Raw genomic sequence first — 15509 nt, forward strand, 5'->3', positions numbered from 1 at the left:
CCAACCTTGGTTGGCACAGAAGCGTCGACCAAGGTCGGCCTCTACCAGAGCGGACGGAAATCATCAGCAGTCATCCAGCCGGAATGCATCCCGCAGCCAGTGCAGCTGCGGTGGTTCGCCACTGGCTTCGACCACGTCGAAGCGGCAGGGCGCATTTGCCAGCGCCGGGTGGTCCTGCAGGTACAGCTGCGCGGCATGCACCAGGCGCCGGCATTTGCGCGCATCCACCGAGGCGGCGCCGCCACCGAAATCGGAGCGCGCGCGATAGCGCACTTCCACGAACACCACGGTGCCGGCATCGTCCATCACCAGGTCCAGTTCACCGCCGCGATAACGCACGTTGCGCGCACGCGGCTGCAGTCCGGCCTGTTGCAGATGCTGCTCGGCGGCGGCTTCCACCGCCGAGCCGCGTTGGCTGCGCTCAGCGACCACCGACGATCGGCATCGGCCGGCCGCCATTGAAGGTCGACCATGCCGGCTGGCGCAGGATGTTGCCGTTGCTGTCCAGGAACAGGGTGCCGGTGGCACCGTCCAGGCCGCCTTCGTTGGACAGCTTGTCCAAATAGGCGGTGATCTTCCAGGCATCGGCGCCGAAGGCGAACAGGCGGCCGGCCGCACCGCGTGCGCTCGGCAGGGTGCTGGCCACCTGGCTGGCCGAAGGCAGTCCGGACACGCTGCGCACGTTCCAGGCTTCGTTCGGGTAGACGATGCCGTCCAGCGCCACGTCTTCTTCCACCTTGCCGCTGCCGACGGTCAGCTGCGAGGTGCCGACGCGGGTGGCGCCACCGGCACCGGCCAGCGCCAGCTGCGGTGCGAGCAGGCGGGCCTGCGGCGCACGCACGGCGAGGAACACCGCATCGACCTGGCCGGCATTGCGCACCTGGGCGCCGATGTCGCCCACCGCGTCGCTGACGCCGACGGTCGCTACCACCTGGCCACCGCGCTGCGCGAATCGCTGCGCGAAGGCGGCGGCGGAACGGCGGCCGGTGTCGTCATTGCTGCTGATCACCAGTGCGCGGTTGCGTTCGCGTCCACGCAGGTATTCGGCGGCGACGATGCCGTCGTCTTCCGGCGCCAGCGAGAAACCGGCGCTGCCGGCCGGCGGTGCGTCCTTGCCGCGGTTCAGGGCCAGCACCGGCACCTGCAGCTGCTGGCGGCCGTACACGGCGTCCACTTCGTCGCGGCCCAGCGGACCGACCACGAAGTCGGCACCGGAGGCGACGGCCTTGTCATAGGCAGCGAGGGCACCGGCCGGAGTGCCGGCGGTGTCGAAGAAGTTGATGTCCGGGCGGCGGCGGCTTTCACCGTAGTAAGCGCTCAACAGGCCATCGCGCACCGGCTGTGCGGCGGTGGCCAGGCGGCCGCTGAGCGGCAGCAGCACGGCCAGCTTGGCCGGCGGGCGGTAGCCGTCGCTCATCGCCGGCGGACGCTTGCTGGTGTCGAACTGGGCCGCGCCATCGCGGTCGAACGGGCGCGGCAGCGGCAGGCCGCGCGCGATCAGCGCACGACCGGCGAAGTTGTACAGCGGGTCGTTGGCCGGCAGGGCGGCGGCACGGCTGTGCAGGGTGGCGTCGTCGAGGGTGCCGAGCAGGCCGGAGATGGCGGCCTGGTTCTCGCTGCGCGCGCTGCCGGTCAGGCTGGCGTGAGCGCGGGCACGCTCGGTGGCGGCACCGAAGGCATCGCCGGTGCCCTGCAGGGCCTGGGCGCGGGCCAGCAGCCAGCGGGTGCGCAGGCCGACCGCAACGCTGTCGGCATGATCCTTCAGCAGGGCCAGCGCCTGCGCCGGCTGCTTGTCGGCCAGGGCCAGCTCGGCACCGGTCAGCTGGTAGCGCTGTAGGCTGGCGCCGGACAGCTGGCGCGCGGTGAGCTGGCCGAGCAGGCTGCGCGCGCGGGCACTGTCACCGGCGAGGTGCCAGGCCCAGGCCGCATCGGCCAGCGCGTTGCTGCGGGCGCCGCCGCGCAGGGTGGCGGCCAGGCCTTCCAGCTGCAGCGCGGCGTCGCGCGGCTTGCCCTGTTCGATCAGCGCCAGCGCCTGGCTCTGGGCCGGCGAATCGGGCGTGCTGGTCAGGCTGGTGGTGGCACAACCGGCCAGCAGCATCAGCGACAACGACAGGGCGGAGATCCGTGCGGCGGGCTTGTTCATGATCGGGTCCATGCGATGAGGGCAGCGGCCTTGGCCGGGTACACGCTACGATTCTACCCTTGCCCCGTGAGTACCGCTGAAATGAGTGTCCCAACCCTGTACGTCGTCGCCACCCCGATCGGCAACCTGGCCGATCTGAGCCCGCGCGCGCAGGAGGTGCTGCGTTCGGTGGCGGCCATCTGTGCCGAGGACACCCGCCGCAGCGGCCAGCTGCTGTCCCATTTCGGCATCCAGCAACCACTGGTGGCCCTGCACGAACACAATGAAGAGGCCCTGGCGCAGCGCCTGGTCTCGCGCCTGCAGGCCGGCGAGTCGCTGGCGCTGGTCAGCGATGCCGGCACCCCGCTGGTCAGCGATCCCGGTTTCCGGCTGGTGCGTGCCGCGCGCGCGGCGGGCATCAAGGTCAGCCCGGTTCCCGGTGCCTGCGCCGCCATCGCCGCGCTGAGCGTGGCCGGCCTGCCCAGCGACCGTTTCAGTTTCGAGGGTTTCCTGCCGGCCAAGGCCAGTGGTCGCCGCGACCGGCTGCAGACGCTGGCCGGCGAAGTGCGCACGATGGTGTTCTACGAATCCTCGCACCGCATTGCCGAATCGCTGGCCGACATGGCGGCGATCTTCGGTGGCGAACGCCCGGCGGTGCTCGCCCGCGAGCTGACCAAGCTGTTCGAGACCGTGCTCGATGGCGACCTGGCCGGCTTGTTGGCCAAGGTGGAAGCCGACGACAACCAGCGCAAGGGCGAGTTCGTGGTGATGGTGCAGGGCGCGGGTGATGATGAAGAAGCGCAGCTGGCCCATGGTCGCCGCGTGTACGCCAAACTGAGTGAGCACCTGCCGCCGTCGACCGCCGCCAAGCTGGCCGCCGAGTTGACCGGCGCACCGCGCAAGGCGTTGTACGGCAGTTGATCGATCGTGCGGACCAAGGTCCGCACCCACTAAAGCGGAATCCGCACCCACCAGAGCAGCGGAACCGGTAGATCCACGCCATGCATGGATGGATGAACCGGATGCCGCGATCAGCACGGCAGGAAAGGCGTGCGTACGCTAGAATACGCGCTGGCGGAGCCGGCCAGACAGTCGCGTCATCCCTTCGGGGGTGCCGAGGAAAGTCCGGGCTCCATAGGGCAAGGTGCCAGGTAACGCCTGGGCGGCGCAAGCCGACGGAAAGTGCAACAGAAAGATACCGCCTACGTCTTCTTCGGAAGGCCGGTAAGGGTGAAATGGTGCGGTAAGAGCGCACCGCGAGTCTGGCAACAGACCGGCACGGCAAACCCCACCTGGAGCAAGACCAAATAGGGATCCTTTGGCGCGGCCCGCGTTGGATCCGGGTAGGTTGCTTGAGCGTTGCGGTGACGTAACGCCTAGAGGAATGACTGTCCACGACAGAACCCGGCTTATCGGCCGGCTCCGCCTCTTTCTTCTTCCACGCATGGCGTGGATCTACCGTGATTGCGGGGTCGGATCCCTTTCCGGAGGAAAGGGATCCGACCCCATGCCCTGGTCAGCCCGGCGTGCGGTACTGCCCGGCGGAAATGAACTGCGAGAAGCGCTCGCACCACACCACCACCGTGGTGTAGTCATCCACGTCCACGTTCGCGGGCACGTCCACCAGGAAGCGGTTGAAGCTCTTCACCTCGCCGATGCGCTGGGCCTGCGCCTTGATCTTCAGGAAGTCGGCCTTGTTGTCGACGAAATCGCGGACCAGGTAGACCTTGTAGTCCGGGCCCGGCCCCATCTTGCCGTCGAAGGCGACCTGGGTGGCGCTGACGCTGACCTTGCCTTCGGCCCAGTGCACCGCGTCGCTGCCTTTGAGGTCGCGGCGGAAGGTGGTGCGGTAGGTGGCGTCGTTCATGGCGGCCTGCACCTGCGCGACCGGCGGGTCGTCGGGGGCGATCAGAACGGGCAGGAGGTAGACGCCCAGGCCGAAGCCAAGGCCGAGGGTGAGCAGGTGGGTGGCGAGCAGGATGAGGATGCGGCGCATGGGGCCTCCTTGGGGGTTGCGGTCGATCGCGCGGCGGGGTGCCGGGCGCCACCACCCTGGGAGGTCAGGGGCGACATTTATAGACACAGTGCCGATTGCGAAAAGGGCACAGTCGGGTGGCTGCGATGCTGAAATCCCTGTGGCGCGGACGGATCGTGGTCGCGGCTGGAAGCTGAATGACGTTTCAGGCCCGCTGCGATGACGACTGCCGTCGCGTGGATCGCGACAACGCGATACCCGGTAGTGCCGGCCGCTGGGCGGCAGCTTCATGGCGCATCCGAAGATCCAGAGGCTGCCGGCCAGCGGCCGGCACTACCCCGCTGGCAAGAGAATCCGGCCAGCGGCCGGCACTACCCGGTCAGAAAATGACGCGGCTCTGTCCGCTGGGGGCACCCTGTGGGCCGAAGCGGCGTTCGTGGATCTCGCCGTGGCCGTTGGCGTCGATCAGCAGCACGGTACTGGCGCGGGTGCCGTAGTCGTCGCCGCGGATGAAGGCCGGGCTCAGCCAGCGCTCGCGTTCCAGGCCGATGCCGGTGTCGGGCAGGTCGCTGTCGGCAGGGCGGTGTTCGTCGGCCAGCGCGGCCCAGAGCGGGGCCAGATCCGGGGTCAGATCCCTTTCGCGTTGCGAAAGGGATCTGACCCCGTCTTCTTCCAGCCATGCCGACAGCGCCGCCATCAGTCGCCGGGTCTTCGGCCAGGGCGCGTCCAGCGCGCCGTTGGACATGCCGTGCACGCCCGGGCCGAGGCTCTGCCGTTCGGCGGGGTGGTTGCCCAGGTACTCCAGGCTGTCGCTATCGGCCAGCAACAGGTTGAACGGGGCGTAGGCGCCAGCCACGGTCGCCAAGCGGTCGATATGCACGGCGGCCGGGTCGCGGCCGCGCAGGAAGTCGGCCACCAGCGCGCCCCGCGACGGGCCGGTCTGGGCCGCCAGCGGGTCGCGGACGTTGGTGACCACCGCCATCCGGCCCGAGGCGCCGACGCCGGCCCAGCCACCGCCGGAGCGCAGGTCGCGCCCCCCGATGACGGACGTCTCATCCTGCCAGGGGGCCAGCGCCGCCGTCGGGCGGGCGTGGAACTCATCACGATTGCCGGTCATCACCAGCCGCCAGCGCGGGTGGTGCATCCAGCCAAGAGCGAGCAGGCACATGGCTTCATTGTGCACGGTTTGCGCAGTCTGGCGCCGTTTCCGGCCCGTTCCGGATGAATGCGCGGCCGATGTTTCACGCCCTCTCCACGCCCCTGAACTTCCGTTCAATCTCAAAAATTGAGACGGATCAGCAACTTGTGGATAAGCCTTGAACAATTCTCTAAAGGTTGTTGCAAGCCATTGATGCGGCTGGCGATTTCCCTGCTGAAAAGTTGTTGACAACCCTCGGCCCGCTGCTAAGGTGGGCATCAGAGGGAAATCCGGGTGTTTTGTGGGTTTTCGTGGTTCAATGTTTCACCGGGCGAAGGACAAGGTGCAGGCGTCGTGTTCCAGGGCGAGACGGCCATCACAGTTGACGACAAAGGGCGCATGGCGGTTCCCACCGCTTACCGCGACCTCGTCGCGCGCGCCAGCAACAACCGTCTCGTGCTGACCTACAACCCGTTCGAAGCCGGCTGCCTGTGGCTGTACGCAGAGTCGGAATGGGAGCGGGTCCGCGACGATGTGATGTCCAAGCCCAACACCCAGCGCGTCGTGCGCCTGTTGCAGCAGAAGCTGGTCGGCTCGGCCGCCCATCTGGAGCTGGACGGCAACGGTCGCATCAGCATCCCCGCCAGCCACCGCGGTGCGGTGGGCATTGAGAAGAAGGCGGTATTGCTCGGTATGGGCGACAAGTTCGAATTGTGGAGCGAGCAGGCGCATCGGGCCCTGATCCAGCAGACGTTGTCTGACGAGGATCTGGGTGATGGGTTGCTCGACCTGAAGTTGTGAGCCGGGGTGCCCGGATGCGCCCAGAAGCGCAGGCCGGTCACCTTCCGGTGTCGCAGTCGCCGGCGGTGCACCTGCCGGTCCTGTACACCCAGGTCCTTGAAGGCCTGAGGGTGATCGAAAACGGACGTTATCTGGATGGCACGTTCGGTCGTGGCGGTCATGCACGTGGCGTGCTCACCCAGCTCGGTCCCGAGGGGCGCCTGCTGGTCATGGACAAGGATCCGGAAGCCATCGCCGTTGCCGAGCGCGATTTCGCGCCGGACCCGCGCGTGTCCATCTTCCGTGGCAGCTTCGCCCAGCTGCTGCAGTGGGATGCGACGGCCGAAGGCCTGGACGGCGTGCTGTTCGACCTTGGCGTGTCGTCGCCGCAGCTGGATGTGGCCGAACGTGGCTTCAGCTTCGGCAAGGACGGCCCGCTGGACATGCGCATGGATCCGGACAGCGGTGAAAGCGCCGCGCAGTGGATCAACCGCGTCGAAGACCGCGAGATCGCCGACGTGCTGTGGACCTACGGCGAAGAGCGCCAGAGCCGGCGCATCGCCCGCGCCATCGTGGCCCGCCGCGAGAAGCAGCCGTTCACCCGTACCGCCGAACTGGCCGAGCTGATCGCCTCGGTGATGCCGCGCGGCAAGGACAAGATCCACCCGGCCACGCGCAGCTTCCAGGCCATCCGCATCCACATCAACCGCGAGCTGGCCGATCTGGAAGCCGGTCTCGATGCGGCGGTGGAACGGCTCAAGCCCGGTGGCCGGCTGGCGGTGATCAGCTTCCACTCGCTGGAAGACCGCATCGTCAAGCAGTACATGAACCGCCTGGCCAAGGCGCCGCCGGCCAACCGCCGCCTGCCCGAGGCCGTTGCGTTCGTGCCTACGCTGGACCTGATCGGGGGCGCCATCAAGGCCACCGACGAGGAGCTGGCCGCCAACCCGCGTGCCCGCAGCGCCGTGCTGCGCGTGGCACAGAAGCGGGAGGCCGATGCATGAGCCGGCTGCTGCTGATCATCCTGCTGGCCTGCACCGTGGCCTCGGCGATCGGCGTCGTGTTCGTGCGTCACCGTCATCGGCAGACGTTCATCGAACTGTCGCGTGCCGAGCGCACGCGCGATGACATCAACCTCGAATTCGGCCGCCTGCAGCTGGAGCAGGCGACCCTGGCCGAAGCCAATCGCGTGGACCGCATTGCCCGCGAGAAGCTGGGCATGAAGTTCCCCGAGGCCGGTGACATCGTCGTGGTGCGCCCATGAGCAAGACTGGTCGCAACCGCCCGCGCAACGCCTTCAACCTGCGCCAGCGCCTGCGCTGGGTCGCGCTGGCGCTTGGCCTGTGCTCGGTGTCGCTGGTGGGGCGTGCGGCCTACGTGCAGATCATCAACAGCGATTTCTACCAGCGCCAGGGCGAGGCCCGTTACCTGCGCGAGCTGCCGATCAAGACCTCGCGCGGCATGATCACCGACCGCAACGGCGAGCCGCTGGCGGTGTCCACGCCGGTTGCCTCGATCTGGGTCAACCCGCAGGACCTGCTGCGTTCGCCCGAGCGCATCCCGGAGCTGGCCCAGGCGGTCGGCATGTCGGTGGATGAGCTGAGCAGCCGCCTGTCGCAGAAGTCGGACAAGGAATTCATGTACCTGCGCCGCCGGATCAATCCGGATGAGGCAGAGAAGGTGGTCGCGCTGAAGATCCCGGGCGTGGCCGCGCAGCGCGAGTTCCGCCGCTTTTACCCGCAGGGCGAAGCGATGGCGCACGTGCTGGGCTTCACCAACATCGACGACCGCGGCCAGGAAGGCCTGGAACTGGCGTTCGACGAATGGCTGCGCGGCAAGGCCGGCGCCAAGCGGGTGATCCGCAACCGCAAGGGCGAGACGGTCGAGAGCGATCTGCTGCGCGCCGCCGAGCCGGGCAAGGACCTGACCCTCAGCATCGACCGCCGCATCCAGTACCTGGCCTTCAAGGAACTGCGCAACGCGCTGGTGGCCAACAAGGCAGCCGGCGGCTCGATGGTGATCATGGACGTGACCACCGGCGAGATCCTGGCCATGGTCAACCTGCCGACCTACAACCCGAATTCGCTGACCGGCGCGATCCCCGATACGCGCCGCAACCGCGCGGTGACCGACCTGGTCGAGCCGGGCTCGACGATGAAGCCGCTGACCATCGCCACCGCGCTGCAGGCCGGTGCGGTGACCAAGGACACCATCATCGATACCAACCCGGGCTACATGACCCTGGGCCGCTTCACCATCCGCGACGTGCCGCGCAACAACGGCGTGCTGAACGTGACCGGCGTGATCACCCGCAGCTCGAACGTGGGTGCAGCCAAGGTCGCGGCGAAGATGCCGGACCAGACCTTCTATGACGGCGTGCGCCGCTTCGGCTATGGCTCGGCGCCGCACAGCGGTTTCCCGGGTGAATCGGCCGGTGTGGTGATGCGCCCGGCACGCTGGTCGGGCACCACCAAGACCACCATGTCCTACGGCTACGGCCTGTCGGTCACGCCGCTGCAGATCGCCACCGCGTACTCGGCGCTGGCCAACGGCGGCCGCCTGATCGCGCCGACCTTCGTCAAGGGCCAGCGCAACGAAGGCCAGCAGATCATCGACGAGAACGTCGCCCGGCAGGTGGTGGCGATGATGGAAACGGTGGTCACCCAGGGCGGCGCCAAGCAGGCGGCGGTGCTGGGTTACCGCGTGGCCGGCAAGACCGGCACCGCGCGCAAGGCCGGCCCGGGCGGTTATGAGCGCGGCCATTACAACGCGCTGTTTGCTGGCGTGGTGCCGGCCACCAACCCGCGTTTCGCCACCGTCATCGTCATCAACGACCCGCAGGCCGGCAAGTTCTACGGCGGCCTGGTGTCGGCGCCGGTCTACCACAACGTGATGGAAGGCACCCTGCGCCTGATGGACGTGCCGCTGGACGACCTGCAGTCGTGGCTGGCCGCACAGCAGTCGGGCAAGGTCGGCCATTCGGCGTCGATCCTGCCGGCGCCGCCGGCCGAGGCCGCGCTGCCGGTCGATGCCGCTGCCGAATTCGATGCTGCGCTGCCGAGCGCGCAAGCCCAGACGCCGCCCGCTACGGGAGGCACGCAATGAGTCCTTCGATGTTGCTTTCGCAGTTGCTTCCGGACGTGGCCCTGGCAGGGCACGATCCCGTTCTGACCGGCCTGGTGCTGGACAGCCGTGCCGTGCGCCCCGGCAATGCCTTCGTCGCCATCGCCGGTTTCGGCGCGCATGGCCTGGGCTTTGTCGAGCAGGCCCGCGCCGCCGGTGCCAGCGCCATCCTGTTCGAACCGCCGGCGCCTGCCGAACTGCCGGCACCGGGCGATGCGATCGCCGTGCCGGGCCTGCGCGCACGCATGGGTGCGATGGCCGACCAGTTCCATGGCGCACCGTCGCGGGCGATGGCGATGGTGGGCGTGACCGGCACCAACGGCAAGACCTCCACCGTGCAGCTGCTGGCCCAGGCCTGGCACCTGCTCGGAACGCCCAGTGGCAGTATCGGCACGTTGGGCGCCGGACTTTATGGCGCGGTCGAACCGACCGGCTTCACCACGCCGCTGGTGCTGCAGATGCATGCGCTGCTGGCGCAGCTGCGCGACGCCGGCGCACGCGCGGTGGCGATGGAAGTCAGCTCGCACGCGCTGGACCAGGGCCGCGTGGATGCCGTGCACTACGACGTGGCGGTGTTTACCAACCTCACCCGCGACCACCTGGACTACCACGGTGACATGGCCAGCTACGGCGCGGCCAAGGCGCGGCTGTTCCACCGCCCGGGCCTGAAGGCCGCGGTGATCAATCTTGACGACGCCTTCGGTCGCCAGCTGTTCGCTGGCCTGCCGGCCGGCGTGCAGCCGATCGGCCTGAGCTCGCGCGGTGCCAGCGACGCCAGCGTGCGCGCCGAGGCGCTGCAGCTGGACGGCCGTGGCATCGCCTTCGAGCTGGTCATCGACGGCCAGCGTGCGGCGGTGCAGTCGCCGCTGCTGGGCCGCTTCAACGTGGACAACCTGCTGGCCGTGGCGGGAACCCTGCATGCGCAGGGCCAGCCGCTGCCGCGCATCGCCGACGTGCTGTCGGCGCTGCAGCCGATCCGTGGCCGCATGAACCGCTTGGGCGGCGAAGACGGCCTGCCGACCGTGGTGGTCGACTACGCGCATACCCCGGACGCCTTGGAACAGTCACTGGACAGCCTGCATGGCCACCTGCACGGTGCGCTGTTCTGCGTGTTCGGCTGCGGTGGCGAGCGCGATACCGGCAAGCGCCCGCAGATGGCGGCGATTGCCGAGCGCCTGGCCAACCAGGTCATCGTCACCGACGACAACCCGCGTGGCGAGGATGGCGATGTGATCGTCGCCGACATCCTGGCCGGCTTCCAGAACGCCGATGCCGTGACCGTGCAGCGCAGCCGCGCGCGCGCGATCGGCCTGGCGGTGAAGCGTGCCGGCGCGGGCGACATCATCCTGATCGCCGGCAAGGGCCACGAGCCGTACCAGGAAGTGAATGGCGTTCGTCATGACTTCGACGACACCGAAGTGGCTGCCGCTGCGTTGGCTGCCAAGGCTGGCGTGTTGGCTGCGCAGGCCGGGGAGGGCATCGCATGAAGCGCACCCTGCTTTCGCTGATCGCACACTGGGCCGGCGGCGAGATCCATGGCGACGACGTGGCCATCGATGCGGTCAGCAATGACACCCGCAACCTGGGCCCGGGCAGCCTGTATGTGGCGCTGCGCGGCGAGCGTTTCGACGGCCATGACTTCGCTGCCGACGCGCAGGCGCGTGGTGCCAGTGCGCTGCTGGTCGAGCGCCTGCTGCCGATCGACCTGCCGCAGGTGCTGGTGGCCGACAGCGAACTGGCATTGGCGAAGATCGCCACCGGCATGCAGCGCGACCGCGATACCGAGGTGTTCGCGATCACCGGCAGCAATGGCAAGACCAGCGTGAAGAGCCTTCTGCTGTCGATCCTGCAGCAGGTGGCGCAGCACGCGCACAAGGTGGTCTACGCCAACCCGGGCAACCGCAACAACGAGATCGGCCTGCCGCTGGCGGTGATCGATGCCCCGGAAGATGCCGACTACGCCGTCTACGAGATGGGCGCCGGCAAGCCGGGCGACATTGCCTACCTGACCGACATCGCCCGCCCGCGCTATGCGCTGGTCAACAACATCGCCCCCGCCCACCTGGAGCGGATGGGCAGCCTGCTCGGCGTGGCGGTGACCAAGGGCGCGATCTATGCCGCGCTGCCGGCCGATGGCGTGGCGGTGATCAACGCTGACGATGCCTATGGCCGCTGGTTCGAACAGCATTTCATCAGCACCCCGGCGCGCTGCCGCGTGCTGCGCTACGGCCTGGAACACTCGGCGGACGTGACCGCGCGCGACATCCGCGCCGGTGCGCAGGGCAGCCAGTTCACCCTGGTCGCACCGACCGGCGAAGCCCGCGTGGTGCTGGGCCTGCCGGGTCGCCACAACGTCAGCAACGCGTTGGCCGCCGCCAGCCTGGCGCTGGCCGCCGGTATCGATCTGGCGTTGATTGCCACTGGCCTGGCCGAAGCGCAGCCGGTGCCGGGTCGCCAGATCGCCCATCAACTGCGCAACGGCGCGGTGTTGGTGGACGACAGCTACAACGCCAACCCGGGCTCGCTGGCCGCCGCCATCGATGCCCTGGCCGCCGCGCCGGAAGAGGGCTGGCTGGTGCTGGGCGACATGCGTGAGCTGGGCCCGGATGCCGAGGCGCTGCACGCGCAGGCCGGCCTGCGCGCACGTGCCGCTGGCCTGAAGCGCCTGTATGCGCTGGGTCCGCTCAGCGCCGCTGCTGCTGCCGCCTTCGGCGACGGCGGTCGTCATTTCGCTACCCATGACGCGCTGTCGCAGGCGCTGAAGGACGAGCTGCACGCTGGCGTGCGCTGCCTGGTCAAGGGGTCCCGTGGCAGCGCCATGGACACGATTGTCAAAGCGCTGCTGGCGCAAGGAGAGGAATCCCCGCATGTTGTATGAACTGGCTCGATGGTTGCAGCAGTTGGAGAGCCTGTTCGGGCTGTTCAACTACCAGACGTTCCGCGCCATCCTTGCCGCGTTGACGGCCCTGTTCCTGTCGCTGTGGCTCGGCCCGGCGATGATCCGCAAGCTTGCCCAGTTCAAGGGCGGCCAGCCGATCCGCAAGGACGGTCCGCAGACCCATTTCTCCAAGGCCGGCACGCCGACCATGGGCGGTTCGCTGATCCTGCTCACCATCACCCTGTCGGTGCTGATGTGGGCCGACCTGCGCAACCGCTACGTGTGGCTGGTGCTGGCGGTGATGCTGTGCTTCGGCGCCATCGGCTGGTATGACGACTGGATCAAGATCGTCCGCCGTGACCCGAATGGCCTGAAGTCGCGCTGGAAGTACCTGCTGCAGTCGATCTTCGGCCTGGCTGCGGGCCTGTTCCTGTTCTACACGGCCGACGTGCCGGCAGCGCTGACCTTCTACATCCCGATGTTCAAGTCGATCGCGCTGCCGCTGGCCGGCATCGGCTTCGTGGCCATCGCCTACTTCTGGATCGTCGGCTTCTCCAACGCGGTGAACCTCACCGACGGCCTGGACGGCCTGGCGATCATGCCGACCGTGCTGGTGGCCTGCGCGCTGGGCGTGTTCGCCTACGCCTCGGGCAACGTGGTGTTCGCCAACTACCTGCAGATCCCGCAGATCCCGGGCGCCGGCGAGCTGGTCATCATCTGCGCGGCCATCGCCGGTGCGGGCCTGGGCTTCCTGTGGTTCAACACCTATCCGGCCATGGTCTTCATGGGCGACATCGGCGCGCTGGCGCTGGGCGCGGTGCTGGGCACGATCGCGGTGATCACCCGCCAGGAGCTGGTGCTGGTGATCATGGGCGGCGTGTTCGTCATCGAAACGCTGTCGGTGATGATCCAGGTCGCTTCGTTCAAGCTGACCGGCAAGCGCGTGTTCCGCATGGCGCCGATCCACCACCATTTCGAACTGAAGGGCTGGCCGGAGCCGCGCGTGATCGTGCGCTTCTGGATCATCTCCGTCGTGCTCGTGCTGATCGGCCTGGCCACGTTGAAGGTGCGCTGAGATGAACGACCTGTCCCGCCAGGCAACACGCCTTGAAGCCATCGAAGGCAGCTACGACAAGTGGCTGCTGGGCGCGATCATCGCGCTCACCGGTGTCGGCGTGGTGATGGTGGCGTCCAGCTCGATCGCACTGATGAGCAGCCCGTTCTACTACCTCAACCGCCACCTGATCTTCCTGGCGGTGGGCATCGTGCTGGCGGTCATTGCCGCCCGCACCGAGCTGAAGTCGATCGAGCAGTACAACCAGATGCTGCTGCTGGGCTGCTTCGTGCTGCTGCTGGCGGTGTTCACGCCGGGCCTGGGCAGCACCGTCAACGGTGCGCGCCGCTGGATCAACCTGGGCATCTCCAAGTTCCAGACGGTCGAAGCGGTGAAGGTGCTCTACATCGTCTGGCTGTCCAGCTACCTGGTGCGCTTCCGCGACGAGGTCAATGCGACCTGGCCGGCGATGCTCAAGCCGCTGGGCGTGGCCGGTGCGCTGGTGGTGCTGCTGCTGCTGCAGCCGGACTTCGGTTCCTCGACCCTGCTGCTGGCGATCACTGCCGGCATGCTGGTGCTGGGTGGGGTGAACATGCCGCGCATGTCGATGCCGGTGATCATCGGCCTGGTCGGGATGAGCGCGCTGGCGATCATCGAGCCGTACCGCATGCGCCGCATCACCTCCTTCCTGGACCCGTGGGCCGACCAGCAGGGTGACGGCTACCAGCTGTCCAACGCGCTGATGGCGGTCGGCCGTGGCGAATGGACCGGCGTCGGCCTGGGCAACTCCGTGCAGAAGCTCTACTACCTGCCCGAAGCGCATACCGACTTCATCTTCTCGGTCACCGCCGAGGAATTCGGCTTCCTGGGTACCTGCGTGATCGTGGCGCTGTACGCGCTGCTGGTTGGCCGCACCTTCTGGCTGGGCATGCGCTGCGTGGAAATGAAGCGCCACTTCTCCGGCTACATCGCCTTCGGCATCGGCCTGTGGATCAGCATGCAGACCTTCGTCTCGATCGGCGTGAACCTGGGCATCCTGCCGACCAAGGGGCTGACCCTGCCGCTGATCTCCTCCGGCGGTTCGTCGGTGCTGATGACCTGCGTGGCGATGGGCCTGCTGCTGCGCGTGTCGTATGAACTCAAGCGCGCCGAGCGCCGCCAGGCCGTGCGCATCGGTGGCGCCGAAGACGCCGCTGCCGAGCCGATGGACGAGCCCGCCGCACCGGTGGCCGCCAGCGTGCCGATGAGTGCCGAGCCGGTCGCCTCCGCGTCAGCTGCAGCGAACGCCGCACGCGGCACCAGCCGCCTGCAGTCGCGCATCGAACCCACCTTCGGGAGGCTGTCATGACTGCAGCCACCGAGAGTGGGCGTCCGGTGATGATCCTGGCCGGTGGTACCGGCGGTCACATCTTCCCCGGCCTGGCCGTGGCCCGCGTGCTGCGCGAGCGCGGCGTGCCGGTGACCTGGATGGGCGCCGACGGTGCGATGGAAACCCGCCTGGTGCCGCAGCACGACATCGCCATCGACACGCTGGCCATCACCGGCCTGCGCGGCAAGGGCAAGCTGGCCCTGCTGGCTGCACCGTGGCGGCTGATGCGCGCGCTGCGCGCCGCCGGCCTGATCATCCGCCAGCGCCAGCCGCGCGCGGTGGTCGCCTTCGGTGGCTTCGCCTCCGGCCCCGGTGGCATGGCCACGCGCCTGCATGGCCTGCCGCTGATCGTGCATGAGCAGAACCGTGCACCGGGCCTGACCAACCGCATCCTGTCGCGCTATGCGCGTCGCCTGCTGACCGGTTTCCCGGGCACCTTCGCCAAGCGCGAGGAATTCGTCGGCAACCCGGTGCGCGCGGAAATCGCTGCCATTGCCCCGCCGGAACAGCGCTTCGCCGACCGCCAAGGCCCGCTGCGTGTGCTGGTGGTGGGCGGCAGCCAGGGCGCGCGTGCCCTCAATACCGGCGTGCCGCAGGCGATTGCCGCGCTGGGCGCCGGCGTGCCGGTGCAGGTGCGCCACCAGAGCGGCGAGAAGATGCATGCCGAAGCGGTCGAGGCTTACGCCAAGGCCGGCGTGCAGGCTGAAATCACCCCGTTCATCGCCGACATGGCCGAGGCCTTTGCCTGGGCCGACCTGGTCGTATGCCGCTCCGGCGCATCCACGCTGGCCGAGCTGTGCGCGGTCGGTGTCGGCAGCGTGCTGGTGCCATTCCCCGCCGCCGTCGACGATCACCAGACCCGCAACGCGGAGTACCTGGTCGAGCGCGGCGCGGCGGTTTTGCTGAAGCAGGACGGAACGCTGGCCGACGGCATTGCCGCACTGCTGCGCGATCTGTCCGAAAATCCCGCCCGCCGCATGCAGATGGCGCAAGCCGCGCGTGCCCTGGCCAAGGTCGATGCCGCCGAGCGCATCGCCGATATCATTCTCGAGGAAGCTGTATGAAGAAGG

14 protein-coding genes and 1 other RNA gene are annotated in these 15509 nt (G+C 68.4%); 11 read left to right on the forward strand and 4 right to left on the reverse strand.

The window, feature by feature from the left end; all coding sequences use genetic code 11:
- Positions 1–63 precede the first annotated feature (63 nt).
- Together ACZK1G_RS03350 and ACZK1G_RS03355 are read right to left on the reverse strand one after the other, a co-directional pair.
- Positions 64–432 carry a YraN family protein gene (locus ACZK1G_RS03350; RefSeq protein ID WP_197622236.1) on the reverse strand — a complete coding sequence of 123 codons (369 nt, stop codon included), beginning with the start codon at positions 430–432 and terminating at the stop codon, positions 64–66.
- On the reverse strand, positions 422–2143 hold the full coding sequence (locus ACZK1G_RS03355) for a penicillin-binding protein activator (RefSeq protein ID WP_049443179.1): 1722 nt from the start codon (positions 2141–2143) through the stop codon (positions 422–424). The genes ACZK1G_RS03350 and ACZK1G_RS03355 overlap by 11 nt, the downstream gene beginning before the upstream one ends.
- Positions 2144–2224: 81 nt before the next feature.
- Here ACZK1G_RS03355 and rsmI point away from each other — a divergent pair, with 81 nt between their 5' ends.
- Both rsmI and rnpB read left to right on the forward strand, forming a co-directional pair.
- Positions 2225–3043 carry a 16S rRNA (cytidine(1402)-2'-O)-methyltransferase gene (rsmI, locus tag ACZK1G_RS03360; RefSeq protein WP_014035976.1) on the forward strand — a complete coding sequence of 273 codons (819 nt, stop codon included), beginning with the start codon at positions 2225–2227 and terminating at the stop codon, positions 3041–3043.
- Positions 3044–3198: 155 nt separating this feature from the next.
- Positions 3199–3550: RNase P RNA component class A (rnpB, locus tag ACZK1G_RS03365), an RNA gene on the forward strand.
- A gap of 88 nt (positions 3551–3638) precedes the next feature.
- Here rnpB and ACZK1G_RS03370 read toward each other — a convergent pair.
- A complete protein-coding gene (locus tag ACZK1G_RS03370; RefSeq protein ID WP_049443140.1) occupies positions 3639–4118 on the reverse strand; it encodes a DM13 domain-containing protein in 480 nt (159 codons plus the stop codon).
- Positions 4119–4476: 358 nt separating this feature from the next.
- Positions 4477–5265, reverse strand: coding sequence for an NRDE family protein (locus ACZK1G_RS03375; protein ID WP_119007429.1), 789 nt, complete (start codon positions 5263–5265; stop codon positions 4477–4479).
- Between the two features lie 324 nt (positions 5266–5589).
- On the opposite strand from ACZK1G_RS03375, the gene mraZ reads away from it, so the two are divergent.
- The 9 genes from mraZ to murG are packed head-to-tail and all read left to right on the forward strand — an operon-like array spanning position 5590 to position 15503.
- Positions 5590–6036, forward strand: a complete 447-nt coding sequence (mraZ, locus tag ACZK1G_RS03380) for a division/cell wall cluster transcriptional repressor MraZ (RefSeq protein WP_004143635.1) — start codon at positions 5590–5592, stop codon at positions 6034–6036.
- Positions 6037–6050: 14 nt separating this feature from the next.
- Complete coding sequence (gene rsmH, locus ACZK1G_RS03385) at positions 6051–7019, forward strand: 16S rRNA (cytosine(1402)-N(4))-methyltransferase RsmH (protein ID WP_075675368.1); 969 nt, start codon at positions 6051–6053, stop codon at positions 7017–7019.
- Positions 7016–7279 (forward strand): cell division protein FtsL, encoded by a 264-nt coding sequence (ftsL, locus tag ACZK1G_RS03390; RefSeq protein WP_014035980.1) that lies wholly within the window; start codon positions 7016–7018, stop codon positions 7277–7279. The genes rsmH and ftsL overlap by 4 nt, the downstream gene beginning before the upstream one ends.
- Complete coding sequence (locus tag ACZK1G_RS03395; protein WP_014035981.1) at positions 7276–9120, forward strand: peptidoglycan D,D-transpeptidase FtsI family protein; 1845 nt, start codon at positions 7276–7278, stop codon at positions 9118–9120. The genes ftsL and ACZK1G_RS03395 overlap by 4 nt, the downstream gene beginning before the upstream one ends.
- A complete protein-coding gene (locus tag ACZK1G_RS03400; RefSeq protein ID WP_101764933.1) occupies positions 9117–10625 on the forward strand; it encodes a UDP-N-acetylmuramoyl-L-alanyl-D-glutamate--2,6-diaminopimelate ligase in 1509 nt (502 codons plus the stop codon). The genes ACZK1G_RS03395 and ACZK1G_RS03400 overlap by 4 nt, the downstream gene beginning before the upstream one ends.
- The gene (locus tag ACZK1G_RS03405) at positions 10622–12016 is read left to right on the forward strand and encodes a UDP-N-acetylmuramoyl-tripeptide--D-alanyl-D-alanine ligase (RefSeq protein ID WP_101764934.1); all 1395 of its coding nucleotides are present in this window, start codon (positions 10622–10624) and stop codon (positions 12014–12016) included. Before ACZK1G_RS03400 ends, ACZK1G_RS03405 begins: the two co-directional genes overlap by 4 nt.
- Positions 12006–13091, forward strand: a complete 1086-nt coding sequence (mraY, locus tag ACZK1G_RS03410; protein WP_010481929.1) for a phospho-N-acetylmuramoyl-pentapeptide-transferase — start codon at positions 12006–12008, stop codon at positions 13089–13091. The genes ACZK1G_RS03405 and mraY overlap by 11 nt, the downstream gene beginning before the upstream one ends.
- Before the next feature lies 1 nt (position 13092).
- Entirely contained in the window at positions 13093–14418 is a 1326-nt protein-coding gene (gene ftsW, locus ACZK1G_RS03415; protein WP_049443145.1) for a putative lipid II flippase FtsW, read from the forward strand.
- Entirely contained in the window at positions 14415–15503 is a 1089-nt protein-coding gene (gene murG, locus ACZK1G_RS03420; protein ID WP_049443146.1) for an undecaprenyldiphospho-muramoylpentapeptide beta-N-acetylglucosaminyltransferase, read from the forward strand. The genes ftsW and murG overlap by 4 nt, the downstream gene beginning before the upstream one ends.
- The last annotated feature ends 6 nt before the right edge of the window (positions 15504–15509 follow it).

The organism is Stenotrophomonas sp. 109824_Sma, from assembly GCF_056480025.1.

Excerpts from the sequence above, each read along its gene's own strand:
- ACZK1G_RS03355 (WP_049443179.1), bottom strand. The coding sequence starts at position 2,143 with ATGAACAAGCCCGCCGCACGGATCTCCGCCCTGTCGTTGTCGCTGATG.
- rsmI (WP_014035976.1), top strand. The coding sequence starts at position 2,225 with ATGAGTGTCCCAACCCTGTACGTCGTCGCCACCCCGATCGGCAACCTG.
- ACZK1G_RS03370 (WP_049443140.1), bottom strand. The coding sequence starts at position 4,118 with ATGCGCCGCATCCTCATCCTGCTCGCCACCCACCTGCTCACCCTCGGC.
- ACZK1G_RS03375 (WP_119007429.1), bottom strand. The coding sequence starts at position 5,265 with ATGTGCCTGCTCGCTCTTGGCTGGATGCACCACCCGCGCTGGCGGCTG.
- rsmH (WP_075675368.1), top strand. The coding sequence starts at position 6,051 with ATGCGCCCAGAAGCGCAGGCCGGTCACCTTCCGGTGTCGCAGTCGCCG.
- ftsL (WP_014035980.1), top strand. The coding sequence starts at position 7,016 with ATGAGCCGGCTGCTGCTGATCATCCTGCTGGCCTGCACCGTGGCCTCG.
- ACZK1G_RS03395 (WP_014035981.1), top strand. The coding sequence starts at position 7,276 with ATGAGCAAGACTGGTCGCAACCGCCCGCGCAACGCCTTCAACCTGCGC.
- ACZK1G_RS03400 (WP_101764933.1), top strand. The coding sequence starts at position 9,117 with ATGAGTCCTTCGATGTTGCTTTCGCAGTTGCTTCCGGACGTGGCCCTG.
- ACZK1G_RS03405 (WP_101764934.1), top strand. The coding sequence starts at position 10,622 with ATGAAGCGCACCCTGCTTTCGCTGATCGCACACTGGGCCGGCGGCGAG.
- mraY (WP_010481929.1), top strand. The coding sequence starts at position 12,006 with ATGTTGTATGAACTGGCTCGATGGTTGCAGCAGTTGGAGAGCCTGTTC.
- ftsW (WP_049443145.1), top strand. The coding sequence starts at position 13,093 with ATGAACGACCTGTCCCGCCAGGCAACACGCCTTGAAGCCATCGAAGGC.
- murG (WP_049443146.1), top strand. The coding sequence starts at position 14,415 with ATGACTGCAGCCACCGAGAGTGGGCGTCCGGTGATGATCCTGGCCGGT.